The sequence below is a fragment of the Microbacterium sp. P03 genome (genome assembly GCF_043556235.1).
Taxonomy (GTDB): domain Bacteria; phylum Actinomycetota; class Actinomycetes; order Actinomycetales; family Microbacteriaceae; genus Microbacterium.
Genome location: NZ_JBIGIM010000004.1, coordinates 207,659 through 232,321, shown reverse-complemented (window position 1 = coordinate 232,321; position 24,663 = coordinate 207,659). Strand labels below are relative to the sequence as shown.

At 70.0% G+C, this 24,663-nt stretch carries 25 protein-coding genes; 18 read left to right on the top strand and 7 right to left on the bottom strand.

The features are described from left to right. Positions 1-6: 6 nt before the first annotated feature. Complete coding sequence (locus ACFXOO_RS12375; RefSeq protein ID WP_394563750.1) at positions 7-1,125, bottom strand: 5-methyltetrahydropteroyltriglutamate--homocysteine S-methyltransferase; 1,119 nt, start codon at positions 1,123-1,125, stop codon at positions 7-9. A gap of 94 nt (positions 1,126-1,219) precedes the next feature. On the opposite strand from ACFXOO_RS12375, the gene ACFXOO_RS12370 reads away from it, so the two are divergent. After that, positions 1,220-1,624 carry a DUF5684 domain-containing protein gene (locus ACFXOO_RS12370; RefSeq protein WP_378842900.1) on the top strand — a complete coding sequence of 135 codons (405 nt, stop codon included), beginning with the start codon at positions 1,220-1,222 and terminating at the stop codon, positions 1,622-1,624. Between the two features lie 21 nt (positions 1,625-1,645). On the opposite strand, the gene ACFXOO_RS12365 is transcribed toward ACFXOO_RS12370, so the two are convergent. Continuing rightward, positions 1,646-2,506 carry an IclR family transcriptional regulator gene (locus ACFXOO_RS12365; RefSeq protein ID WP_378842902.1) on the bottom strand — a complete coding sequence of 287 codons (861 nt, stop codon included), beginning with the start codon at positions 2,504-2,506 and terminating at the stop codon, positions 1,646-1,648. A gap of 298 nt (positions 2,507-2,804) precedes the next feature. On the opposite strand from ACFXOO_RS12365, the gene ACFXOO_RS12360 reads away from it, so the two are divergent. The 11 genes from ACFXOO_RS12360 (at position 2,805) to pcaC (ending at position 12,759) form a co-directional block, all read left to right on the top strand. After that, entirely contained in the window at positions 2,805-3,587 is a 783-nt protein-coding gene (locus ACFXOO_RS12360) for an ABC transporter ATP-binding protein (RefSeq protein WP_378842904.1), read from the top strand. Continuing rightward, positions 3,574-4,284: an ABC transporter ATP-binding protein gene (locus ACFXOO_RS12355; RefSeq protein WP_378842906.1), complete on the top strand. Its 711-nt coding sequence runs from the start codon at positions 3,574-3,576 to the stop codon at positions 4,282-4,284. Before ACFXOO_RS12360 ends, ACFXOO_RS12355 begins: the two co-directional genes overlap by 14 nt. A 3-nt stretch (positions 4,285-4,287) precedes the next feature. Then, on the top strand, positions 4,288-5,169 hold the full coding sequence (locus ACFXOO_RS12350) for a branched-chain amino acid ABC transporter permease (RefSeq protein WP_378842908.1): 882 nt from the start codon (positions 4,288-4,290) through the stop codon (positions 5,167-5,169). After that, entirely contained in the window at positions 5,169-6,287 is a 1,119-nt protein-coding gene (locus ACFXOO_RS12345; protein WP_394563749.1) for a branched-chain amino acid ABC transporter permease, read from the top strand. The genes ACFXOO_RS12350 and ACFXOO_RS12345 overlap by 1 nt, the downstream gene beginning before the upstream one ends. After that, positions 6,284-7,558, top strand: a complete 1,275-nt coding sequence (locus tag ACFXOO_RS12340) for an ABC transporter substrate-binding protein (protein ID WP_378852940.1) — start codon at positions 6,284-6,286, stop codon at positions 7,556-7,558. The genes ACFXOO_RS12345 and ACFXOO_RS12340 overlap by 4 nt, the downstream gene beginning before the upstream one ends. 229 nt (positions 7,559-7,787) lie before the next feature. Beyond that, the gene (locus ACFXOO_RS12335; RefSeq protein ID WP_394563747.1) at positions 7,788-8,558 is read left to right on the top strand and encodes an IclR family transcriptional regulator; all 771 of its coding nucleotides are present in this window, start codon (positions 7,788-7,790) and stop codon (positions 8,556-8,558) included. A 114-nt stretch (positions 8,559-8,672) separates the two neighbouring features. Continuing rightward, positions 8,673-9,563 carry a protocatechuate 3,4-dioxygenase subunit beta gene (gene pcaH / locus ACFXOO_RS12330; RefSeq protein WP_378852944.1) on the top strand — a complete coding sequence of 297 codons (891 nt, stop codon included), beginning with the start codon at positions 8,673-8,675 and terminating at the stop codon, positions 9,561-9,563. Further along, positions 9,560-10,138: a protocatechuate 3,4-dioxygenase subunit alpha gene (gene pcaG / locus ACFXOO_RS12325; protein ID WP_378842920.1), complete on the top strand. Its 579-nt coding sequence runs from the start codon at positions 9,560-9,562 to the stop codon at positions 10,136-10,138. The genes pcaH and pcaG overlap by 4 nt, the downstream gene beginning before the upstream one ends. After that, positions 10,128-11,585 carry a lyase family protein gene (locus ACFXOO_RS12320; RefSeq protein WP_394563746.1) on the top strand — a complete coding sequence of 486 codons (1,458 nt, stop codon included), beginning with the start codon at positions 10,128-10,130 and terminating at the stop codon, positions 11,583-11,585. The genes pcaG and ACFXOO_RS12320 overlap by 11 nt, the downstream gene beginning before the upstream one ends. Next, positions 11,582-12,361 (top strand): alpha/beta fold hydrolase, encoded by a 780-nt coding sequence (locus ACFXOO_RS12315; protein ID WP_394563745.1) that lies wholly within the window; start codon positions 11,582-11,584, stop codon positions 12,359-12,361. Before ACFXOO_RS12320 ends, ACFXOO_RS12315 begins: the two co-directional genes overlap by 4 nt. Further along, positions 12,361-12,759, top strand: coding sequence for a 4-carboxymuconolactone decarboxylase (gene pcaC, locus ACFXOO_RS12310; RefSeq protein WP_378853362.1), 399 nt, complete (start codon positions 12,361-12,363; stop codon positions 12,757-12,759). The genes ACFXOO_RS12315 and pcaC overlap by 1 nt, the downstream gene beginning before the upstream one ends. A 32-nt stretch (positions 12,760-12,791) precedes the next feature. On the opposite strand, the gene ACFXOO_RS12305 is transcribed toward pcaC, so the two are convergent. After that, entirely contained in the window at positions 12,792-13,976 is a 1,185-nt protein-coding gene (locus ACFXOO_RS12305; RefSeq protein ID WP_394563744.1) for a 4-hydroxybenzoate 3-monooxygenase, read from the bottom strand. Positions 13,977-14,123: 147 nt separating this feature from the next. Beyond that, positions 14,124-14,879, bottom strand: coding sequence for an IclR family transcriptional regulator (locus ACFXOO_RS12300; protein ID WP_378852954.1), 756 nt, complete (start codon positions 14,877-14,879; stop codon positions 14,124-14,126). 60 nt (positions 14,880-14,939) lie between these two features. Between ACFXOO_RS12300 and ACFXOO_RS12295 the strand changes: the two genes are divergently transcribed. From ACFXOO_RS12295 to ACFXOO_RS12280, 4 genes are read left to right on the top strand one after another with little or no spacing between them, the layout of a single operon-like run. Next, complete coding sequence (locus ACFXOO_RS12295; protein ID WP_394563743.1) at positions 14,940-16,010, top strand: acyl-CoA thioesterase; 1,071 nt, start codon at positions 14,940-14,942, stop codon at positions 16,008-16,010. A gap of 54 nt (positions 16,011-16,064) precedes the next feature. Then, entirely contained in the window at positions 16,065-16,802 is a 738-nt protein-coding gene (locus tag ACFXOO_RS12290; protein ID WP_378842931.1) for a 3-oxoacid CoA-transferase subunit A, read from the top strand. A 2-nt stretch (positions 16,803-16,804) separates the two neighbouring features. After that, positions 16,805-17,509 carry a 3-oxoacid CoA-transferase subunit B gene (locus ACFXOO_RS12285; protein ID WP_394563812.1) on the top strand — a complete coding sequence of 235 codons (705 nt, stop codon included), beginning with the start codon at positions 16,805-16,807 and terminating at the stop codon, positions 17,507-17,509. 1 nt (position 17,510) lies between these two features. Beyond that, positions 17,511-18,680: a thiolase family protein gene (locus ACFXOO_RS12280; protein WP_394563742.1), complete on the top strand. Its 1,170-nt coding sequence runs from the start codon at positions 17,511-17,513 to the stop codon at positions 18,678-18,680. A 51-nt stretch (positions 18,681-18,731) separates the two neighbouring features. On the opposite strand, the gene ACFXOO_RS12275 is transcribed toward ACFXOO_RS12280, so the two are convergent. The 3 genes from ACFXOO_RS12275 to ACFXOO_RS12265 are packed head-to-tail and all read right to left on the bottom strand — an operon-like array spanning position 18,732 to position 22,364. Beyond that, entirely contained in the window at positions 18,732-19,562 is an 831-nt protein-coding gene (locus ACFXOO_RS12275; RefSeq protein WP_394563741.1) for a class I SAM-dependent methyltransferase, read from the bottom strand. A 40-nt stretch (positions 19,563-19,602) separates the two neighbouring features. Continuing rightward, positions 19,603-21,333 carry an amidase gene (locus ACFXOO_RS12270; RefSeq protein ID WP_378842939.1) on the bottom strand — a complete coding sequence of 577 codons (1,731 nt, stop codon included), beginning with the start codon at positions 21,331-21,333 and terminating at the stop codon, positions 19,603-19,605. Beyond that, entirely contained in the window at positions 21,330-22,364 is a 1,035-nt protein-coding gene (locus ACFXOO_RS12265; protein WP_378852964.1) for an agmatine/peptidylarginine deiminase, read from the bottom strand. Before ACFXOO_RS12265 ends, ACFXOO_RS12270 begins: the two co-directional genes overlap by 4 nt. Before the next feature lie 237 nt (positions 22,365-22,601). Between ACFXOO_RS12265 and ACFXOO_RS12260 the strand changes: the two genes are divergently transcribed. After that, complete coding sequence (locus ACFXOO_RS12260; protein WP_378852966.1) at positions 22,602-23,594, top strand: Gfo/Idh/MocA family protein; 993 nt, start codon at positions 22,602-22,604, stop codon at positions 23,592-23,594. A gap of 20 nt (positions 23,595-23,614) precedes the next feature. Further along, on the top strand, positions 23,615-24,640 hold the full coding sequence (locus ACFXOO_RS12255; protein ID WP_394563740.1) for a Gfo/Idh/MocA family protein: 1,026 nt from the start codon (positions 23,615-23,617) through the stop codon (positions 24,638-24,640). The last annotated feature ends 23 nt before the right edge of the window (positions 24,641-24,663 follow it).

Here is a 24,663-nt window from a genome sequence, read left to right as displayed (position 1 = left end):
TGAAGGTCAGGCGTCCGCCCAGACCTCGGCCGCCAGCGCCACGGTCGCCTCGATCTTCGCCCACTGCTCGTCCTCGGAGAGCACGTTGCCCTCCTCGGTGGACGCGAAACCGCACTGCGGGCTCAGCGCCAGCTGGTCGAGCGGGGCGATCGAGGCTGCTTCGTCGATGCGGCGCTTGAGGTCGTCGGGGCTTTCCAGCTCGCCGGACTTCGTGGTCACCAGGCCGAGTTCGACCACCTTGGCGCCCTTCGGCAGGAACCGCAGGGGCTCGAAGCCACCCGCGCGCTCGCTGTCGTACTCGAGGAAGTACCCGTCGAACGTGGTCTCGCCGAGCAGCTGTTCGGCGACCGGCTCGTAGCCGCCGGACGAGATCCACGTGGAGCGGAAGTTGCCGCGACACACGTGCGTGGTGATCACCATGTCGTCGGGCTTGTCCCGCAGCGACGCGTTGATCAGCCGCGCGTAACGCTCGGCCAGGTGATCGGGATCGATGCCGCGCTCGGCGGCCTTCGCGAGTTCCGTCTCGGAGCAGAGGTACGCCCAGGCCGTGTCGTCGAACTGGAGGTAGCGGCATCCCTCGTCGTAGAAGGCCTGCACGGCGCCGCGGTAGGTCGCCGCCAGGTCGTCGAAGATGTCGTCGCGGTCGGCATACGGTGAGCCCTCGAGAGCGTCGGCCTCGAGCCGGAAGTCGAGCACGGTGGGGGCCGGGATGCTGACCTTCGGGGTGACCCCGGCGGCTTCGGCGACCGATGTCAGGAAGCGGAAGTGCTCGAGCATCGGATTGTCGGCGGAGAAGCCGACGGGACCCCCGATCTTGAGCCCGAGCGGGCGCGTCTGGACGCCCTGGAACTGGATGCCGTGGTCGAGCTCCACGACATCGACGCCGTCCAGCGTGCCGAAGAAATCGAAGTGCCACCAGGAGCGGCGGAACTCGCCGTCGGTCGCGACCTTGAGGCCCGACTGCGCCTCACGCGCGACGAGTGCGGTGATCGCGTCGTCCTCGACGGATCGCAGCTCCGCGTCGTCGATCTCACCGGCCGCGTGACGTGCGCGTGCGGTTTTGACCGCGGCAGGACGGAGGAAGCTGCCGACGATATCGGCGCGGAAAGGGGGGTTCACGGACATGCGGATCACCCTACTTGAGCGCTCTGCGCCGGAGTCTCCGCGTTACGCCGGGAGATGCTCCTGGATCGGTTCGGCCTGCCCCTAGACTCGCGGCATGCACAGCCTCTCGCACATCCTGCCGCTCCTCGCCGATGTCCAGTCCACCGACAACACCGGCGCCTCCGTCGGCGGGACGGTGGGTGGGGTCATCGGCTACATCCTGTTCGTCGCCGCCGTGTGGCCCTTCCTGAAGAAGGCCGGGCAGCCCGGATGGACGGCACTCATCCCCATCGTCGCGGCGTTCTTCATCGTCCGCGCCGCGGGCCTGTCCGCGTGGTGGGCGCTGCTCTACCTGGTCCCGATCGTCAACATCGTGTTCGCGATCGTGGTGGCGCTGCGACTCGGGCGGGCCTTCGGCCACGGGGCGCTGTTCTCGGTGTTCCTCCTGTGGCTGTTCTCGCTCATCGGCTATTTCGTCCTGAGCTACTCGGGCGACACCTGGGATCGCGCGCGCATCTGATGCGCAGGCGGGCGCCCCGCGTCAGGCGGCGCCACCCCGCGACTCGAAGTACTCCATCGAGCGCGTCGACGATGTGACCAGTGGCCGGAAGCGGCCGCCGGGAAGCGCCTCGGGGTGTCCCTCGGGAAGATAGGCAGCGCGCATCGCGGCGCCGACGTCACGCGCGGCACGCGTGAGGAGCTCGATGTGGGGGAGCGGGTCGGTCCCGTCGTTGGCCACCACGACGCTGAGCGCGGCGATGACATCGTGATGAGCGCCGCGAATCGGCACGGCGATGCCGCGGGACTCCTCGTGGATGTGGCCGTCGCAGACAGCCCACCCGCGCGCGCGCACGGTCCGCAACGCGGCGAGCAGATCGCGTTCGGTGGTCAGGGTGTGAGACGTGTAGCGCTCGCGCGGTTCGGCCAGGATCGCGGCCAGCACCTCCGGGCCGGCATGCGCGAGCAGCACGAGTCCGCTCGAGGAGGCGTGCAGGGGGATGCGTCCGCCGATGAGCGTCGCGTTCACGACGGCGTCGCGCGCAGAGAGTCGATCGAGGAAGAGCACCCCGGTACCGCTGAGCACCCCCAGCTGGGCGTGCTGCCGCACGCGCGCGTGCACGGCCTGCAGGAAGGGGCGGGCGAGTTCCCGCAGCCCGAGCGCGCCGGGAGTGCGGCACGCGAGCTCCCACAGGCGCACGCCGAGCCGGTACGTGCGATCGGGCAGGCGCTCCAGCAGTCCCTCGTGCTCGAGTTCGCCCACGATCCGGTGGGCGCTGGACGGCGCCAGGTCGGCGCGATCGGCGATCTCGGTCAGCGTCAGGAAGGGGACGGCGGCTTCGAATGCGCCGAGCACTCGGAGGTGCTTGCTCAGCACGGTCTGCCCGTCGGATGCCCGTGCCATGAGTGTTCCTCCCGCTGACCTCGTCGTCATCTGCGACGGGATCGGCCCGTCGCTCCCGATCCTAAGCGTGGCGACTTCCGTTGAACAGAAGTCCCGGCACCCGGCCGATGACGGGCGTCTACGGTCGAGGCATCCGACAAAGCCGTCAGATCACGAAGAGGGAACCATTGCCAGAACTCGGTGCAAAATCGTTGACAATCTCGTCTGCGATCTCTAGCGTCGTGCAGAAGCGGACGTGGACCTGTCCGCCGTCCCGCACCGTCGCCCCCCGCAATGACGCCATGAGGAGAGGTGAGGCATGGCCGCCCGCCTGACACTGCACGATGTGAACCTCCGCTTCGGGGGGATCAAAGTGCTGCAAGAGGTGTCGTTCCAGGTCGAGCCCGGCGAGGTCTTCGGGCTCGTCGGCCCCAACGGCGCCGGCAAGACGTCGCTGTTCAACTGCATCAGTGGTCACTACAAGCCGACGAGTGGATCGATCACGATCGACGACACCGAGGTGATGGGACTGGCCCCCGCCAAGCTCGCACACCACGGGCTGGCGCGCACGTTCCAGCATCCCGCGCTGCAGCTGAAGGCCACCGTGCTCGAGAACGTCCTGCTCGGAGCCCACACGCGTCTGCCCGGCGGTCCGCTCGCCTGGTCGGTGCGGCTGCCCCGCACGACGAGGTCCGAGCGCGAACTGCGCGCCGAGGCGATGACGCTCCTCGAGCGCACGAACCTCGCGTGGGCCGCCGACCTGCCGGCCGACGAGCTCAGCCACGGGCTGCACAAAGGCATCGAGCTGTGCCGGGCACTGCTGCTGAAGCCGTCGCTGCTGCTGCTCGACGAGCCCGCCGCCGGGCTCTCGCACGGCGAGGTCGAGAGCTTCATCGTCACGATCAAGCGCCTGCGCGTCGAAGACGACATCACGGTCATCATCGTGGAGCACCACATGGGGCTGATCGCCGCCCTCACCGACCGCGTGCTCGTGCTCGACCACGGTCGCACCCTCATGGAGGGGACCGCCGCCCAGGCCCAGGCCGACCCGCGCGTGATCGAGGCCTACATCGGGAAGGACGCGACCGATGACGCTGCTTGAACTGGTCGACGTCACCGCGTTCTACGGTCCGGTCCAGGTGCTGGAGAGCGTCTCACTCGAGGTCCCCGACGGCGGGGCCGTCGGCATCCTGGGCGCCAACGGCGCCGGCAAGACGACGACCCTGCGCGCGATCAGCGGCACCGTGCGCGCGGGGGGAACCGTGCGCTTCGACGGACGCGACATCCGCGGACTGGGTCCCGACCGCGTCGCCGCGCTCGGGATCGCCCACGTTCCCGAGGGCCGGGGGACCCTGACCCAGCTCACCGTGCGCGAGAACCTCCGCGTCGGGGCCTACCTGCGCAAGGACCGCAAGGCGATCGCGACCGACATCGACTACTGTCTCGACCTCTTCCCGCAGCTGCAGGACCGCATCACCTCGAGTGCCGCGGCGCTCTCCGGGGGCGAGCAGCAGATGCTCGCGGTCGGACGGGCGATCATGGCGCGGCCCCGGCTGATGCTGCTGGACGAGGCGTCCTTGGGACTCGCTCCGAGCACCGCCCAGTCCGTCTACCAGGCGATCGGCCGTCTGCGCCGGGAGTCGGGCATCGCGATGCTGATCGTCGAGCAGAACGCCAACCTCGCCTTCACGCTCGTCGACACCGCCACCGTACTCGAGACCGGTCGCAACGCGCTGACCGGCACCTCGGCCGAACTCAAGGGCATGGACGAGATCCGCCGCGCCTACCTGGGAGGCTGACGCGTGGGCACCTTCATCCAGCTCATCATCGACGGACTGTCGACCGGTTCGATCTACGCGGCCCTGGCCCTCGCGATCGTGCTCGTCAACCAGGCCACCGGGCTCATCAACTTCGCGCAGGGCGGCATCGCGGTGCTGTCGGCGTACATCGCCTACGTGTTCGTGCAGTTCGGCCTTCCGGTCGTCCTCGCGATCCTCCTCACCGTCATCGTGTCGTTCTTCCTCGGCGGACTCATCGAGCGCACGCTCGTGCGCCGGTTCGAGCGCGGCGACCCCGACACGGCGGTCGTGGTCACGATCGGCATCCTGACCCTCATCACGGGTATCTGCGCCTGGATCTGGGGCTACAACAACCGCCAGTTCCCCTCGCTCTTCCCCCTCGACAGCATCAACGTGCTCGGCGCCGTCATCAGCTGGCGCTCACTCGGAACCATCCTCACGATCGTCGCGATCATGCTGGTGCTCCAGCTGCTCTTCCAGAAGACGAAGCTCGGCCTGGCGCTGCGGGCCGTCGCCATCAACCCCGAGTCGGCAGCCTTCTCCGGCCTGCCGGTCGGTCGCCTGCTGATGGTCGGCTGGGGCCTGGCGGCGTCGCTCGGCGCGGTCGCCGGGACGCTCGTCGCCCCCCAGCTCACGCTGACGCCCGGAATGCTCGACACCGCCCTCGTCTACGCGCTCGCGGCCGTGATCCTCGGCGGGCTGTCCTCGCCGCTCGGAGCGGTGGTCGCCGCCTGGTCGATCGGCGTGCTCGAGAATCTCGCCGCCGTGTACGTCCCGTTCATCGGCTACGACCTCAAGATCGCGGTGCCCTTCATCCTCATCTTCGTGGTCCTGATCTTCCGACCCCAGGGCCTCTTCGGCCGCAAAACGGTGGTGCGCGTCTGATGGCCGACTCGACGACGACAACGACATCGCGGATGCCTCGACCCGCGGCATCCGCCCCCCTCCGGCGGCCGTGGGTGCGGTGGACGATCACCGCCCTCGTGGTCATCGCGCTCATCATCGCGCCCCTCGTGCTGCCGCAGTTCGCGAACCAGACGCTCATCCGCATCGGGGTCTACGCGGTCGCCGTGCTGGGCCTGAACATCGTGATGGGCTACGGCGGCCAGGTGAACCTCGGCCAGATCTTCTTCCTCGGCCTCGGCGCGTACGTCACCGCGTACGGCGTGAACGAGGGGTGGAACATCGCACTCGTGCTGATCGCGGCGTGCCTCATCCCGGCCGTGGCGGGGCTTCTGATCGCTCTGGCCGCCGCCCGTCTGGGCGGTCTCGCGATCGCGATGGTCACGATCGCGCTGCCGATCGTGGGCGTCCCGCTCGCGAAGCGACTGTCCGATGTCACCGGCGGCTCGCAGGGCACGTCGGCGAGATTCTCGGACGCCCCGGAATGGACCGGCCTCTACGACGACCAATGGCAGTTCTACATCGTGCTGGCGATCGGCGCCGTGTCGTTCCTGCTGGCGCGCAACTTCGTCAACGGCAAGTACGGCCGCGCGCTCGCGATCGTCAAGGAGAACGAGTCGGTCGCCTCGTCGATGGGCGTCTCGCCCTACCGGTACAAGGTGCTGGCCTTCACGATCGCTTCGCTCTTCGGCGGTGTCAGCGGCTTCCTCTACATGGTGGCCGTTCAGTACACGTCGCCCGAGACGCTCAGCTTCGGCCATTCGATCAGCCTGCTGGCCGCCATGGTGATCGGCGGTGCCGGCAGCATCGTCGGGTCGCTCATCGGCGGGGCGTACTACGTCCTGGTGCCGCAGGCAACGAATCTCGTCGACCCGAACCTGACGATGATCAGCCAGGGGATCATCCTCCTGGTAGTCCTGTTCGTGCTGCCCGGAGGGCTTGTGAGCCTTCCGCGCGTCATCCGACGACTCACCCGACGTTCGACCGGCGGCTCTTCGCGAACCACCGCCGACGCCGCACAGACCGCTCCGCCGCAGGGTCCGAAGACGGGCTCGTCCGCGGAGGGACCCGAGAACACAGAGAGGCAAGGCTCAGCATGAGAATGCGAAAGACAGCAAAGGGGGTCGTCAGCATCGTCGCGATGACCTCGATCGTCGCCCTCGCCCTTGCGGGCTGCTCCCGCGAGGGCGGCGGCGGAAGCGGTGGCGACGCGAGCGGCGGCGCGGCGGCGACGAGCCCCGGCATCACCGACACGAGCATCACCCTGGGCATCACGACGCCGCTCACCGGCGCCACGGCCGGCCCGGGCAACTGCACCGTCGACGGCGCGAAGGCGTACTTCGGCGTGAAGAACGCCGAGGGCGGCATCGAGTTCGGCGACGGCAAGACCCGCACGGTCGAGCTCAAGACCTACGACGACGGCTACGACCCGCAGAAGGCGCTCGCGAACTTCCAGCAGATGGTGTCGGACGGCGTCTTCGCGGCCGGGCTGGGCCTCGGAACACCGACGAACCGCGCCTGGCGCGAGGCCGCGATCGACGAAGGCGTGCCGCAGGTGCTCGTGATGACCGGCGACCCGCTCTTCAGCGACCGCGCCGAGAGCCCCGAGCAGCTCGGACTCGTTCCGATCTACCAGCAGGAGGGCGGCGCGTTCGGCGAACTGCTGGCGAGCGACTCCACCGAGCACAAGGTCGCGATCCTGTCGCAGAACGACGACTACGGCAAGGGCTACGTCGAGGGCTTCAAAGAGGCGATCTCCGGTGCCTCCAACATCACCATCGTCAAGGAGCTGACCTACGAGGCGACCGACGCGTCCGTCGACGCGCAGATCACCGAGCTCGCGTCGAGCGGAGCCGACGTCTTCTTCAACGCGATGTCGATCACACCGCTCGTGATCTCGTCGCTGCAGAAGGCGCAGGCTCTGAGCTGGTTGCCGAGCTGGTTCCTGCCGTCGAACACGTCGAGCCCCACCGCAATCCTCGAGCCCGGCGGTGGCGCGGCCTTCCCCGGCATCTACTCGGTCGCGTTCGCGCAGTCGCCGCAGAGCCCGGCCTTCCAGGAGAGCGACGAGGGCAAGGCCTTCCTCGACGCGATCGCGGAATACACCACGCAGGACGGCGTACCCGCGTTCCCGCACTGCGTGTGGAGCTGGATCGGTGCGGCCACGCTTGATCAGGCCTTCCAGAAGATGGAGGAGCCCACCCGCGAGAGCTTCATGACGGCGCTCGAGGGCATCACGGACTACTCCGCGCCCTTCATGCTCGAGGGCTCGGTCATCGACACGACGCAGGACGGCAAGCCCGCCGTGTCGCAGGTGCAGGTGCAGAAGTACAACGGCAAGGGGTACGCGACGGCCGAGACGTTCGGCTGATCGTCTCCCGCTGAAACGCGGTCGGAGGGCCGGGGCGCATGATGCTCCGGCCCTTCGTCGTCCGTGTCAGGCGGGCGGTCGTCATCCGCCCGCCCCAGATCCACCCGTCCCCGCTCGCCGACTGCAGGAGCCGCGGGGCAGGAGTGGACTCTCGTGCCCCGGGATGCGCGGGTCCAGCCCCGAGGTTTCCCGCGGTGGTTCGATAGCCTCGGCTGGTGAGGAGCTCGCCATGACGGACGACGCCGCGGGAGCGGAGGGCGTGCTCTCCCGAGCCGCGCGGATGCTCCGTGCCTTCGGCGCCGACGACGATTCACTGAGCGCCGCCGACCTCGGTCACCGCACCGGCCTGCCGCGGTCGACGGCCCATCGCCTCGCCGCCGAGCTCGCCGGGCTCGGGCTGCTGGACCGCACCGCCGACGGCGGCTTCACGATCGGAACGGGCCTCTGGGAGATGGGCGAGCTCGCGCCCGTGTCGATGCGTCTGCGCGAGCACGCCCTGCCGCACGTGCTGCGTCTCTACGAGGCGAGCGGAGAGAACGTGCACATCGCCGTGCTCAGCTCGCCCGACCCGGCGACGGCAGAGGCTCTGTATGTCGCACGCGTGACCGGGCCGAACTCCATCCCCACCCTCAGTCGCATGGGCGGTCGCCATCCGCTGCACACCACGGGCGTCGGCAAAGCGCTTCTCGCCCAGCAGGAGGACGACTGGCTCGATGCGTTCTTCCAGCGCACGTTCGAACGCGAGACCGTCTACTCGATCGTCGACGTCGTGCCGCTCCGCGATGAGATCGCGCATGCCCGGGCCCGGGGCTTCGCGACGACGCGGCAGGAGATGACGCTCGGCAACGTCTCGATCGCCGCGGCGCTCCCTGCGATCGACGGGCTGCCACTCGCCGCCGTCGGAGTGGTGACGCATCTCGCCCGCGCCGACGAGCGCCGGCTCGGCCCGCTGGTGGTCGCCGCCGCCCGTGACATCGCGCGCGACCTCGCGCGAGACTGACGCGGCCGCGGCACCCGGCCTCGACGCCTCTCGATCCCATCCAGTGGGACACAGGCCTGGGATGCCGGGGCTCGACGTGTGACGCTGGGTCGTAGCATCCGTCGAAGGAGACCCATGACTTCCCCTGAATCCGATCCGCCGGCATTCACTTCGCGCACCGAGGAGGCGTTCTCGTCCTCCGTCGTGCTCGAGCAGCCCGCGCAGGCCGCCGCTCCCGAGTCCTTGCTCGCGACGCCCGTGCAGGTCTCGCAGGGCGAGATCACGCAGGAGATCGTCGACACGCACGCGGCCGCACAAGCGCGCGAGGATTCCGGCGAATACGTCCGCACCTCCCTGCACGACTTCCCGCCCTACCGCTCGAGCATCCTGCGGCACCCGACGAAGAACCCGCGCCTGGTCGATCCCGAGACGATCGAGCTGTTCTCGCCGGCGTTCGGTCAGCGCGACGTCGCGGCCATCGAGGCCGACTTGACGCTGCAGCACATGGGCGAGCCGCAGGGTGAGCGCATGACCGTGCAGGGCCGACTGCTCGATTCCTGGGGTCGCCCGCTCGCCAATCAGCTCGTGGAGATCTGGCAGGCCAATGCCGCCGGACGCTACATCCACCAGCGCGACCAGCATCCCGCTCCGCTCGACCCGAACTTCACCGGTGCCGGACGCGTCGTGACGAACGACGACGGTGAGTACAAGTTCACGACGATCAAGCCGGGCGCGTACCCCTGGAAGAACCACGTCAACGCGTGGCGTCCCGCGCACATCCACTTCTCGGTCTTCGGCAGCGGGTTCACCCAGCGGCTCGTGACGCAGATGTACTTCCCGGGCGACCCGCTGTTCCCGCTCGACCCGATCTACAACACCATCTGGCGCCAGAAGGACCGTGACGCGCTCATCGGACTGTACGACCACGACCTGTCGGTGCCGGAGTTCTCGATGGGCTACCGCTTCGACATCGTCGTCGACGGTCCCGACGCGACCTGGTTCGAGCCCGAGGAGGACCACGCATGACCCGCCAGCCCCACCCCTCCCTCGGCGCGTCGCCGCTGGCCGCAACGGGCGGTCAGACCGTCGGTCCGTTCTTCGCGTTCGGTCTCGACTACGACAAGAAGCACCAGGTCGTGTTTCCGCACAGCCCCGGCTCCGTCGTGCTCGGCGGCACAGTTTACGACGGCGCCGGCAACCCGATCCCCGACGCGGTGATCGAGATCTGGGGTGCCGACGAGAACGGCGACGTGTCGCGCGAGCGCGGCGCGTTCCGTCGCGACGACCACACGTTCACGGGGTTCGGCCGCGCTGCGACCACCGACGACGGCCACTACGAGTTCTTCACCCGCAACCCCGGGCCCACCGACGGGAAGGCGCCGTTCTTCTCGGTGATCGTCTTCGCCCGCGGCCTCCCCGACAAGCTGATCACGCGCATCTATCTGCCCGAGCACGAGGAACTCCGCAGTGCCGACGCGCTGCTGTCATCGCTCGGCGCGGACGAGCGCGCTACGCTCATCGCAACCCGCACCCCTGACGGGAACCTGCGGCACGACATCCGGCTGCAGGGCGATAAGGAGACCGTGTTCCTTGAGTTCTGACGACGGATCGGCGCCGACGCCCCCGCGGACGGCTTCGACGCCGGAACCCTTCGATGTCGGACTGATCTCGCCCGTCACGGTGGGCATCGATGACATGGTGGCGGATGCTGCGATCTTGGACGCGCTCGTCACGGCCGAGGTCGCCCTCGTCCGGGCCTACGCCGCGCTCGAGGTCGCCCCGTCGGCGGTGGCCGACGACCTCTCGACGGCGCTGGGCTGGCGCGGTGTCGGGCGCACCTGTCGCGAGCACGGGCTGGACGCGGCCGATCTGGCTCGCGCGTCGGTGGCCGGCGGCAATCCTGTCATCCCCCTCGTCGGCCTCCTGAAGGAGCACGTCCCCGCAGAATCGCGCGGGTGGATCCACCGGGGCGCGACCAGCCAGGATGTCCTCGATTCCGCCCTCATGCACGTCGCCGAGCGCGCAGCGACCGCGATCCTCGTGCACCTGCAGCACGCCCAGGGCTGGATCGCGGGTTTCCTCGAGGCGAACCCCGACGAGCCCGCCGCCGCGCGCACCCTCACGCAGCACGCCGTCCCGACGACCATCGGGTGGCGCGCGCTCGGGTGGGGGCGCGCGCTGACGCGGGCGTACGACCGGCTCGAAGCAGCCCGCGCAGCGCTTCCCGCTCAGCTCGGAGGAGCGGGCGGCACCCTCGCGTCGTTCGTCGAGATCGCCGGCCGGGAGCGCGCCGAACAGCTGCCGGCGGCGTTCGCCCGTCAGCTCGGCCTCGCAGCTCCCGACGCCCCGTGGCACACGTCCCGCTGGCCGGTGACAGAACTCGGCGACGCCCTCGTGCAGGTCCTGGACGCGATCGGCAAGATGGCCGCGGATGTCGCGACCCTGTCGCGCACCGAGATCGCCGAGGTGTCCGAGGGCGTCGGTGGGGGCTCGTCCGCCATGCCGCAGAAGCAGAACCCGACGGTGTCCGTGCTCCTGCGTTCTGCGGCGATCCGCGCCCCTCAGTTGGGGGCGACCCTGCACCTCGCATCGGCACTCGCCGTCGACGAGCGCCCCGACGGTGCGTGGCACGCCGAGTGGCCCACGCTCCGCGAGCTGCTGCGCCTGACGCTCGGTGCGTCGTCGCATGCGGCAGCGCTTCTCTCGGAACTCCGCGTCGACCATGACGCCGTCGCCCGCAACCTGCGGCTCACGCGCGGACTGATCGTCGCCGAGCGACTGTCGATCGTCCTGACGCCGCTGATCGGGGCCGGGCGTCTCGCCGAGATCGTCGCGGAGGCATCCCGCGGTACCGACCTGGGCGAGCTCGTGCGCGCGTTGCCCGAGTCCGATGGAATCGACGTCGATGAGCTGCTCGACCCTTCGCACTACCTGGGACTCGCGGCATCCCGCGACCCCGTTCCGGAGACGGACCCGGAGACGGGTGCCGCAGCCGATGGCGTGCCCGAGGCCGCCCCCCACTCCGCGCCCGACCAGGAGACGCCATGACCGTTCCCGAGCTCGCCTTCACTCCCGTCGTGGGTCCGGGCGACGCGCCGCTCGTCGTGCTGGGCCCGTCGCTCGGCACGTCGACCATCCTCTGGGAAGACGTGATCCCGCTGCTGTCGGGACGCCTGCGCGTGACGGCATGGGACCTGCCCGGCCACGGCGCGTCGCCGGGAACGGTCGAGCCCTTCAGCGTTCAAGAGCTCGCCGACGCGGTCGCGGGCGGCGTGCGCGATCTCGGAGAGACCTCGGTGCTGTACGCCGGCGTCTCCCTCGGCGGTGCGACCGGACTCATGCTCGCGCTCCGGCACTCGTCACTGGTGGAGCGCGCCGCGATCGTGGCGTCGGGTGCGAAGCTCGGCGAGCCGCTCGGCTGGTTCGAGCGGGCGAACCAGGTGCGCGCGCAGTCGACGTCATCGCTCATCATCTCGTCGGCCGAGCGCTGGTTCGCACCCGACTCCGTCGCGAACCGGCCCGAGCTGTCCGGCCGACTGCTGCACGCTCTGCAGGACGCCGACGACGAGAGCTACGCGCTGTGCTGCGGCGCGCTGGCCGCCTACGACGTGCGCGATGAGCTCAGCGACATCGCTCCGCCGATCGACGCCGTGTGGGGCGAGTTCGACAAGGTCGCGCCCGAGGAGAAGGCCGTCGAGATCGCCGACGGTGTGCAGCGCGGGAGTGTCACGCGCATCGCCGGTGCGGCGCACCTGCCACCCGCCGAGCAGCCCGAGGCCGTGGCATCCGCTCTGCTCGCGTTCTTGACGAAGGAAGAGGCGTGATGCGACCCGCAGGCGAAGGGCTCAGCGACGAGGAGCGATACGACCAGGGCATGGCGGTGCGTCGCGAGGTGCTCTCGGACGCCCACGTCGAGCGATCGACCGCGGCGGCGAACGCGCTGACGAGCGACTGGCAGGACTTCATCACGCGGGTCGCGTGGGGCGACGTCTGGTCGCGGCCGGGCCTCGATCGGCGATCGCGCTCGGTCGCAGTGCTGTCGTCCCTCATCGCCCACGGGCACCACGAGGAGCTGGCGATGCACCTCAAGGCGGCGCGCCGCAACGGGCTCTCGCTCGATGAGATCCGCGAGGTGATCCTGCAGAGCGCGGTCTACTCCGGCGTGCCGGCGGCCAACACCGCCTACCGCATCGCGTCCGAGGTCTTCGCCGACGAGCTCTGATCTCGGTCGGAGGCCCGTCCCGGATGCCGCCGCTACAGGCTCGCCAGCGGCCAGCCCGTGTACGCCTCGGCCAGATAGGTGCGTCCGGCTTCGGACTCCACCACGGATCGCAGCTCGCCCACCTGGCGGAGCCGGTCGAAGTCCGAGGCATCCGGCCCGACGTGCAGCATGCTCGTCATCCACCACGAGAAGTGCTGCGCCTTCCAGATGCGGCGCAGGGCCACCTCGGGGAAGGCGTCGATCGCGCGCGAATCCCCCTCGAGCAGGAGTGCGCGCAGGGCCTGGTCGAGCAGGACGACATCCGCGACCGCGAGGTTCATCCCCTTGGCGCCCGTGGGAGGCACGGTATGGGCGGCGTCGCCGATGAGGGCCACCCGTCCGCGCAGCAGCTGGTGGGCGACGAAGCTCCGGAACCGGAGCACGTCGCGCTGGAAGATCGGCCCCTCGATCAGCTCGTGTCCGTCGACGCTCGCCTGCAGAGCATCCCAGATCTCGCGCTCGCTCATCGAGTTCGGGTCGAGGTTCGGATCGCACTGCAGATACATGCGCTGCACGGTCGCGCTCCGCTGGCTGATCAGCGCGAAGCCGTTCGGGGAATTGCTGTAGATCAGCTCGCGCGCGCTCGGCGGCGCCTCGCAGAGGATGCCGAACCACGCGAACGGGTACTCGCGGAAGTATCCGCCGGTGGAGGACCCCGTCACCACCGCGCGGGCCACGCTGCGCGAGCCGTCGGCGCCGACGACGAACTCGGCCTCGATCGCGAACGGCCGGCCTTCGGCATCTGTCGCGTGCACCGTCGGTCGGTCGGTCTCCGCACCCTCGACCCGGTCGGCGGTGACCCCGAAGCGCAGGTCCTGGCCGGCGGCGAGACGGGTCGCGATGAGATCCTTCAGCGCCTCGTGCTGCGGGTAGAGCCAGACGCCGCGACCGACGGTCTCAGCGAAATCGATGCGGTGGCCCTCGCCGGAGAAGCGCAGCTCGATGCCGTCGTGGCGCTGACCGTCGACGAGCACCCGCTCGGACGCTCCTGACTGGCTGAGCACCTCGACGGTGCCCTGCTCGAGGATGCCCGCACGGATCGTGCTCTCGATCTCGGCGCGGGTGCGCTGGTCGATCACGACCGAGTCGATGCCGGCGTTGGCCAGCAGATGCGAGAGCAGCAGCCCCGCGGGGCCGGCGCCGATGATCGCGACGCGGGTGCGCGTGATGTCGTTCATGATCGTCTCCTTCGACGGACGAGCAGATGCCTCAGCTTCAGTGTGCCGTCGAGCGACGGCATTCGCTGTGAAGGTTCCCATTCAATGGGAAAGATTCGTGGCCGCCCTTCCCGATCATCGATCGAGCGCGGCCGCGCCCGGAGGCGCTCAGCGTCGATCCGAAGCGAGGCCGGTGCGGATGCCCGCGGCCGCCGCCGTCAACTGCTCGAGCGCTGCAGCGGTCGGCATCTCGCGAGGGAGCACGACGGACAAAGCCGCCACGACCTCCCCGGTCTCATCCCGGACCGGGACGGCGACGCCGGTCGAGACCGCCTCGATCGAGCCCGGCGCGACGACGTGGCCGAGCCGTCGCGCGTCGGCCAGCGCGCGACGAAGGGTTGCGGCATCCGTGATCGTGTCGGGCGCCAGCCGTACGAGCGGTGCGGAGAGCACGCGCTCGACGAGGTCGGGCGGCCCGAACGCCAGCAGGACGAGGCCGGAGGAGGAGGCGTGCAGGGGGAGCCGGCCCGCGACCCGCGTGATGTTCGCCCCCGCCTCGGGATGCGACAGCCGCTCCAGGAAGAGAGCCTCGTCCTGCTCGAGCACGGCGAGCTGGGTGTGTTCGCGCACCACGGACTGCACGCGCTCCATATGAGGAAGAGCGGCCTGGCGGAGTCGCAGCGCCGCCGACCCGCGCAGGGCGAGCTCCCACAGGCGCATTCCCAGGCGTACGCGGTGCTCGTCGTCGCGCTCGAGCAGCCCGGCCACGACGAGCGCGTCGACCTGGCGGTGAGCCGTCGAGGACGGCAGCCCGGCGCGGCGGCCGATCTGCGCGGACGTCTGGACGGTGCGCTCCGCGTCGAACGTCTCGAGGATGCGCACCAGACGCTCCACCGCGGAGTCGCCCGACGCCGAATTCGCCATGGCATCAGGGTGGCACATCGCCCGCAGGCCCGAAGGACCGCCGGGCTCTATGCTGGCGCCGTGAGCGCACCTTCGACGGCGTCGACGCCCCCGCCCGTTTCGGCGACGGCGGGGGGTGACGACCGCATCACGCTGCGGTTCATGTCCACTCCGGCCGACACGGCGGTCGGAGGTCGAGCGATCGCCGCGGGCAGCGTGATGGAGTGGATCGACAAGGCGGGGTACGCCTGCGCGGTCGGATGGTCGGGCGCATACTGCGTGACGGCCTACGTCGGCAATGTGCGCCATCGCCGGCCCATCATGCCGGGCACGTTGATCGAGGTGCAGGCGCGCCTGATCCATACCGGTCGGTCGAGCATGCACGTCGTGGTGACGGTCTCGTCCGCCGACCCGAGTTCCCGCACATACACGCCGGCGACCACGTGCATCCTCGTCTTCGTCGCGAAGGACGCGGGGGGGCATCCGGCGTCGGTTCCCGCGTGGACCCCCGCGAGCCGGTCCGATCGCAAGCTCGCCGCGGGGGCGATCGAGCGCATCCCTGCACGCACCGAGATCAAACGCCGCATGCTCGCGGAGGACTACACCGACTCCGGGCGCGCACCGCGCACGGTGCTGCGCTTCCTCGTGCCGCCCGGCGTCGTCAACTGGGGAGGCAAGGCCCACGGCGGCACGGTGATGCGCTGGATCGACGAGGCCGCCTTCGCCTGTGCCGTCGGCTGGATGGGCGGGAGTCCCGACGCCGACCATGCGATCGCGGTGTACTCGGGCGGCATCCACTTCTTCGCCCCGGTGCGCATCGGCGATCTGGTCGAGGTGGACGCACGGCTGATCTACACCGGACCGCACAGTATGCACCTCAGCATCAGGGTGTCGACGGCCGATCCGCGCCGCCCGCACGAGTGGACGCTGACGACCGTCTGCATGAGCGTGTTCGTCGTCCCCGGTGCGGGCGGTGTCGCGCTGCCGGTGCCGACGTGGCAACCGCAGACCGCCGAAGACGTGCGTCTGCGCGACCACGCCCTCGAGATCATCCGGCTGCGCGAGGACATCGTGCCGATCTCACCGACCCTCTCGCTCGAGCCCTGGAACGCGGCCGAGCACCCTGTCGCATCACCGCGCCATGCTCTATGATGGACGCATAGCGCACAGTCGTTCGCACAGCGAACACAAGCTGACGGAGGCTGCATGATCGACAAGACAGTGACGGATGCCGCGACCGCCGTCGCCGACATCCCCGACGGCGCCACGGTCATGATCGGCGGCTTCGGCCGCGCGGGCCAGCCCGTCGAACTCATCGACGCGCTGATCGCCCGCGGAGCGCGCGACCTGACGATCATCAACAACAACGCCGGTAACGGCGACACCGGTCTCGCTGCCCTGCTGGCCACCGGCGGCGTCCGCCGGATCATCTGCTCGTTCCCGCGGCAGTCCGACTCGTGGGTGTTCGACCGGCTGTACCGGGCGGGCGAGATCGAGCTCGAGATCGTTCCCCAGGGGAACCTCGCCGAGCGCATCCGCGCCGCGGGAGCGGGCATCGGTGCCTTCTTCAGCCCGACGGGCGTCGGCACCGAACTCGCCGAAGGCAAAGAGGAGCGCACGATCGACGGCCGCCGGTACGTGCTCGAATACCCGATCCGCGCCGACTTCGCCCTCATCAGCGCGCTGAGAGCCGACCGCTGGGGAAACCTCGTGTACCGCAAGACGGCCCGCAACTTCGGCCCGATCATGGCGTCCGCCGCGACGACCACGATCGCGCAGGTCGACGAGGTCGTGCCGCTCGGCGCGATCGACCCCGAGACCGTCATCACCCCCGGCATCTTCGTCGACCGAGTCGTCGCGGTGGGGGAGCGACGCTGGCTCGCCGACGGCGAGTTCGTCGGCGGCGTATCCATCGAAGGCGATCTGCGGGAGGCATCCTCATGACCATGACACCGGCGTCCGAGGCATCCGGCGCATCCGCGCCCACCCGCATCCCGCGCGACCAGCTGGCCGCGAAGATCGCAGCCGACATCCCCGAAGGGGCGATCGTCAACCTGGGCATCGGGGCGCCCACCCTCGTCGCGGACTTCCTCCCCGATGGCCTCGAGATCATCCTGCACACCGAGAACGGGATGCTGGGCATGGGCCCGAAGCCGGCGGCAGGGCGGATCGACCCTGACCTGATCAACGCCGGCAAGCAGCCGGTGACGGAGCTCGCCGGAAGCGCGTTCTTCCATCACGCGGACTCGTTCGCGATGATGCGCGGTGGACACCTCGACGTGTGCGTGCTCGGCGCGTTCCAGGTGTCGGAGCACGGCGACCTCGCCAACTGGTCGACCGGCGCGCCGGGCGCCATCCCGGCCGTGGGAGGTGCGATGGACCTCGCCATCGGCGCGAAAGACGTCTACGTCATGACCGACCTCCTCGCCAAGGACGGCTCGTCCAAGCTCGTCGCCGCGTGCACGTACCCGCTCACGGGCGTCGGCTGCGTCACGCGCGTCTACACCGACCATGCGATCTTCGACGTCACCCCCGACGGCTTCACGGTGCGCGAGGCGTTCGGCGACAACACAGCCGCATCGCTCTCGGCGCTCACCGGACTCACCCTGCGAGAAGCGGATGCCGCGGCATCCGCCGGAAAGGAATCCTGAGATGACCGGCTCCTTCATCTACGACGCCGTCCGCACGCCGTTCGGTCGGGCCGCCGGTGCGCTGTCGGGGGTGCGCCCCGACGACCTCGCCGCCGTCGTGATGCGCGCCGCCGTCGAGCGCACGGGCCTGGACCCCGCCCGCATCGAGGACGTCATCTTCGGCGATGCCAATCAGGCGGGCGAGGACAACCGGGACGTCGCACGATTCGGGGCGCTGCTGGCAGGCTTCCCGACGACGGTGTCGGGCGTGACGGTCAACCGGCTCTGCGGATCGGCCGTGGAGGCCGTGATCCAGGGGTCCCGCGCGATCGAGGTCGGCGATGCGTCGGTGATCCTCGCGGGTGGTGTCGAGTCGATGAGCCGCGCCCCGTTCGTGGTGGAGAAGTCGCCGAAGGCCTGGCCCGCCGTCGGCAACCAGACGATGTGGAACACCTCGGTCGGCTGGCGCATGACGAACAAGGCGCTTCCGAAGGAGTGGACGATCAGCAACGGCGAATCAGCGGAGAAGCTCGCCACGATCTACGGCATCTCGCGGGAGGCGCAGGACGAGTTCGCCCTGCGCAGCCACCGGCTCGCCGCCGAAGCGTGGGCCGCAGGTGTCTACGACGGCGAGATCGTGCAGGTGCCCGGGGCCGAGCTCGAGCGCGACGAGGGCATCCGCGACGGCGGCACGCCGGCATCGCTCGGGGCGCTCAAGGCGCTCTTCGCCGCGGACGGCACCGTGACCGCCGGTAACTCGTCGTCGATCAACGACGGCGCGTCCGCCGTGCTGCTCGGCGCCGAAGGCGCGCTCGACGCCGAACCTCTCGCCCGCATCGCCGGGCGCGGTGTGTTCGGCAACGACCCCGACGTGTTCGGGGTCGCGCCGGTCGAGGCCGCCAACCGCGCACTCGCGCGGGCGGGCCGGACCTGGGCCGATGTGGACGTCGTCGAGCTGAACGAGGCGTTCGCCTCGCAGAGCCTCGCGTGCCTGCAGGGATGGCCCGACCTCGACCCCGGGATCGTGAACATCCACGGCGGAGCGATCGCGATCGGGCACCCGCTCGGGGCGTCCGGTGGACGCATCATCGGCCACGCGGCGCATGAGCTCGCGAGGCGCGGCGGCGGCGTCGCCGTCGCGGCGATCTGCATCGGCGTCGGCCAGGGCCTCGCGGTGGTGCTCGAGCGCTGACCCGCGTTCCGCGCCCTGTCTCCCCGACCGATCGCGCCGAGTACGACCGCGTCAGCCTGGCTTGCGGGCCTGCAGCGTATAGCTGAGCGGAGCGACGCCCGGGTGCTCGGCCAGCGCGTATTCACCGTCGGCGCGCTCCTGCATCTGTCCGGGTAGGGCCTCCCACGGCACGCTGTCGTGCTCGACGAGCCCGGTGATCTGGAGCCCCGCTCCGAGAAGCGCGGTCACGACCTCGCCGAGACCGTGGTTCCACTCGTAGGTCTTCGAAGCGACGATCGGCCGGTCGGTCGGCACGTAGGTGCTGTCGTCGTCCCACTCCATCGGGTCGGCGAGCTCGAAGTACGAGAAGCGCAGGTGCAGGTCGTCGTCGAGCCGCTCGTCCATGGCCCAGAGGATGGGATGGCCCTCGCGGAGGAAGAGTCGCCCGCCCGGGGCGAGCAGGCGGGCGACGACTTCCGCCCATTCGGTGATGCGGGGCAGCCAGCACAGCGCCCCGATCCCCGTGTAGACGAGATCGAACGAGCCGGGCTCGAGCACGGCGGAGGCACCCGCGACATCCGACTCGACGAAGTCGACGGCATCACCGGTCTCGGCCACGAGCCGGCGCGCTTCCGCGATGGCGACGGGGGAGAAGTCCAGGCCGGTCACGTGCGCACCGAGGCGGGCGAGCGACAGGGTGTCGGTGCCGATGTGGCACTGCAGGTGCACGGTGCGGAGGCCGGCGACGTCGCCCAGGCGTTCGCGATCGAAACGCACGACGTCCGAGAGCAGCGCACGGTCCTCGATGTACCTCTGCACTCCGTAGCCGAACCCGTTGCGAGCGGCGTGGAGCGCCGCCCTCTCATCCCAGTTGGCGCGGTTGGTGTCGAGATACTTCTGCATGCCCGTCACGCTAGCCGAACCGTCAGCGACGGCGTGCGCCTCACTCCAGTGGCGGTGTCCGCGGCGGCGACGTCCGGCGGCGTCCGGTTGCCTCGAAGGCCGCGGCCAGGCGAAGCAGCGCAGTGTCGTCGTAGGCGCGTCCGGCGAACGTCAAACCCACCGGCATCCCGATGTCGGTCATCGTCCCCATCGGAACCGTGACCGTCGGGATGCCGAGGTGTCGCGGCACGAGGTTGCCGTTGGCGACCCAGACCCCGTTGCGCCACCCCAGATCAGCGGATGCCTCGTTCACGTCCATGTCCGCCGGACCCACGTCCGCGACCGCGGGGAAGACGACGGCATCCAGTCGCTGCGCGTCCATCCACTCCTCGAGGTCGACACGCCTCGTCTCCTCGAGTCCGCGCAGGCCGTCCTCGAGCAGGGGGATGTCGGTGAAGGAGTGCACGGGGTGCGCGCGCACGAACGCGGGGTACTCGGCGATGTCATCGTCGAACCCGGTGTAGCGGTCGGGGAGCGCGCCGTCCGGGGCGGGGAAGATCGTCGCGCCGTCCACGTCGCGCAGGCTCGACAGCGTCGGATCGCCGTTCGCCGCGAGGAAGTCGTCCCACGCCCATGCCGACAGATCGATGATCTCGCGCCGCAGGTACTCGGGCGGCACGAGGCCGCGGGTCGCGATCGTCGGGGCGCCTGGTCGGTCGCCTTCGTAGTTCGACACCGCGGGGAAGTCGACCTCGACGACCTCAGCGCCGGCACCTTCGAGGTCGCGCCGCGCCGCCTCCCAGAGCGCCATGACGCTGTCGCGCGTCTCGATGCGCCGGCCCGTCGGCCCGCCGATACCGACCCGTGCACCGCTTCCCGCGCGGTCATCGGCGTTGATGTACATCCGGGGCACGCCGATGCGGCGCCCGCGGAGGACGCCGGCCGCGGCATCCGGCTGCGGCATTCCGAGAGCGGCATACGTGGCGGGCCGCACTTCCGACGCGGCGGGGATCGGCACCCACGGCTGGGCGCGCCAGAAGTCTCCGCGGGTCTGGTCGTCGTCGGCGACGATCACGTCGAGCACTTCGAGCAGGTCGTCCATGGTACGGGTGTGCGGCACGACGACGTCCATCGTCGGCACCAGCGGCCAGTTGCCGCGCACCGAGATCACACCGCGCGACGGCGTGTACGCGCACAGCGCGTTGTTCGAAGCCGGAGCGCGTCCCGACGACCAGGTCTCCTCCCCGAGCCCGAAGGCGGCGAAGGATGCGGCGGTCGCCGTTCCGGAGCCGTTGGACGACCCCGACCCGAACGCGGCGGTGAGGTAGGCGGCGTTGTACGGGCTCTCGGCACGACCGTAGACGCCCCGCTGCATGCCGCCGTTCGCCATCGGCGGCATGTTCGTGAGCCCGAGCAGCACCGCGCCGCCGGCGCGCAGGCGCTCGATCGCGAAGGCGTCGTGCTGAGCCACCAGATCGGCGAAGGCGGGGGATCCGGCGGCTGCGGTCAGACCGCGGGCGAGATAGCTGTCCTTCGCCGTATAGGGGATGCCGTCGAGCGGCCCGAGGAGCGCGCCGGCGGCACGCCGCTCATCCGACGCGCGCGCGTCGTCCAGTGCCTCGGGGTTCGGCACGACGAGGGCGTTGAGCGCGGTCGTGGTGCCGGGAGCGTCGTAGGCCTCGACGCGGGCGAGGTACGCCTGCACGAGGCCGACGCTCGTCACGCGCCCGTCCTCGAGCGCCGCCCGGAGGTCGGCGATGGATGCCTCGACCACGTCGAATCCGCCGGTCATCGCGTCACCGCCGGCTGCTGCTGCGTGATGCAGTGGATTCCACCGCCGCGCGCCAGGATCGGGCGGGCGTCGATGGTGACGACACGACGGCCGGGGTACACCGACGCCAGGATCTCACGGGCCGCAGCATCCGCCCGCTCCTCCCCGTAGCCGCACGCGATGACCCCTCCGTTGACGACGAGGTGGTTGACGTAGTTCCAGTCGACGAATCCCTCGTCGTCGCGCAGCTGCGCGGGCGCGGGGATGTCGACGATGTCCCAGCTTCTTCCCGCGGCATCGGTCGTGCCGGCGATGTATTCCCGCAGCCCGCGCATGACGTCGTGATCAGGATGCTCGGGGTTCGGCTGCTCGTGCAGCAGGAGTGTGCCGGGGGACGGGATCGTGGCGAACATGTCGACGTGGCCGCGGGTACCGAGGTCTTCGTAGTCGCGGGTCAGCCCGCGCGGCAGCCAGATGACCTTCGTCGCGCCGATCGTGCGGCGGAGTTCGGCCTCGACGCGCGCCTTGTCGGCGTAGGGGTTGCGGCCGGGGTCCAGCTGAACGGTCTCGGTGACGAGCACGGTGCCCTCGCCGTCGACATGGATGGCTCCGCCCTCGTTCACGAGCAACGACGAGATCAACTCGGCCTCCGCGCCGGCGGCGGTGAAACGTCCGATCTCGCGGTCCTTCTCCCAGGTCGACCACGCGGGTGCGCCCCAGCCGTTGAAGATCCAATCCACGCCGCCCAGGATGCCGGGCCGTTCGTCGTCGAGCACGAACGTGGCGCCCATGTCGCGCATCCAGTAATCGTCCAGCGGCGCCTCGACCTGCGCGATGTCGGCGGACAGCATCCGTCGGGCGCGGTCTCGCTCGACCGGGTCGACCACCATCGTCACGGGCTCGAATTCGGCGACGGCGTGGGCGACGGCCGTCCACGCCGCGTACGCCTCCTCGGCCGACGCGGTGTCATCGCCCAGGGTGAGGCCGGGGCGGGGGAATGCCATCCAGGTGCGATCGTGGGGGGCGGTCTCTGCGGGCATGCGCCAGGCCATGGGACACCTCTGCTTCCTGTGGGACGGACGCCGCGGCTTCCGTCGACGTCGTCTCTTCGGGCGGAGCCGGACAGATCCTGTTGATCGCATGATCAACAGCTATGCACGACGCTAGCCGTGGCATCCAGCTCGTGTCAAGAGTGCGTGACCCGGAGCGCTCCGTGCGAATGTGGTAACGTTGCCACATTCCAGCAGAGACCGGCGCTCTCGGCGCGGGTTCGCACACATGGGGGTGTCGTGAAGACGATCGGGATCGGCGTCGTGGGCTTCTGGCACGTGCACGCCAACGACTACGCACGTGAGGTACGGGAGCATCCAGGTACGGATCTGGTCGTCGGGTGGGATCGCGACGCGCACATCGCCGACGAGGGGGCCGCAGAGCTGGGGATCGACCTCGTCCCTTCGCTCGACGCGCTGCTCGGCCATGCTCACGTGGACGCCGTGACGATCACCACGGCGACGGCCGATCACACCGACGTCATCCGCCGCGCGATCCGCGCCGGCAAGCACGTCTTCACGGAGAAGCTCCTGGCGCCCACGGTCGAGGAATGCATCGAGCTCATCGACGAAGCCGAGGCGGCCGGTGTGCAGCTGGTGGTTTCGCTTCCGCAGCTCGGCGCGCCGCCCACCGTCGCCGTGCGCTCGCTGATCGACGAGGGGGCCCTCGGCACCGTCACCTACGCCCGAGTCCGTGTCGCGCACGACGGCTGGCTCGACGGGTGGTTGCCGGAGCGGTTCGCCGACGCCGCTCTCGCGATCGGAGGAGCGTTCGCCGACCTCGGCTGCCACCCGGCCTATCTCGTGCAGCACTTCCTCGGAGCCCGTCCGCAGACCGTCGCGGCGACATACGGGGCCTTCACCCGGCATGCGGTGGAGGACAATGCCGTGGTCGTCCTCGGGTACGCGAACGGGGCCGTCGGCGTGGCCGAAGCGAGCTTCGTCACGACACCCGGCGCCTTCGCCCTCGAGGTGCGCGGCACCGACGCATCCGTGCTGTTCGGCTTCGGGCGGGAAGCTCTGATCGGCAAGGGCGGCCGGTTCGGCGACGCATGGACGGAGCTGGCGCTCCCCGAGGCGGAGCCGACGCCGTTCCAGCTGTGGATCGAGGCGATCCGCGACGGGGCCGATCTCACGACGAACCACGAGGCCGCCGTCGAGCTGACCCGCCTCGTCGTCGCCGCCAACGCCTCATCGGGCTCCGCTCGGAGCTACGACGCACCGCCATCATGAGCACACGACTGGAGAAGAACATGTCAGACAAGATCAGGATCGGACTCATCGGAGCCGGCGGCATCGCCGGAGCGCACGTCGCCGGCTATCGGCGCAACCCCGAGTCGGTGATCTTCGCCGCCATCGCCGATCCCGTGCGGGCGAACGCGGAGAGGCGCCGCGGAGACGACGGCGGCGTGGTCATCTTCGAGGATTACCGCACCATGATCGCGGAGGCCGATCTGGACGCGGTCGACATCTGCCTGCCGCACCATCTGCACGCGGAGGCGATCATCGCTGCCGCGGAGGCAGGACTCCACGTGCTCGTCGAGAAGCCGCTGTGCATGACGATGACCGAGGCAGCCGCCATCGCGGACGCTGCGGAGCGCTCCGGCGTCACCATCATGTGCGCGCACAATCAGCTGTTCCTGCCGGCGGTCTCGGAGGCCAAGCGACTCATCGACGACGGGGTCTTCGGCCGCGTCTACGAGGTGCGCACGACCGACAGCTTCTACAACGACTTCACGCCTGAGAGCATGGGGTGGCGCGCCAGCGCCGCGACAGCCGGCGGGGGAGAGCTCATCGATACGGGTTACCACCCGGTCTACCTGCTGCAGCACCTGGCAGGAGCGATTCCCGTCGAAGTGACCGCCATGCTCTCGCGACACCGCCTCGACTTCATGGAGGGCGAGGATTCCGCGCAGGTGCTGGTGCGCTACGACAACGGCGCCGTCGGCGTCGTCACCACCGGCTGGGCGTACGACGCCGCGCCGGGTACCGAGAAGTTCTCGCTCGTCGCGGAGCGCGGATCGCTGTCGTCCGACGGCGTGACGTTGACCTACCGACTTCGCGGACAGGATCCGGTCGTCCTCGACTTCGAGCCGGTCCACGACATCGCGGCCGAGGTCGCACATTTCGCCGAATCCCTCCTCTCCGGCCGTCGGCCGATCCACACCCACGTGGAAGGGATCGATGTGCTCGGCGTGATCCTCGCGGCGTACGAGTCGGACCGTTCTCGTTCGTTCGCGCCCGTTCCCCGCGTGCGCGCGACCACATCGGCCGTCTGAGCCCGCGGCCGCAGCCACCCCGT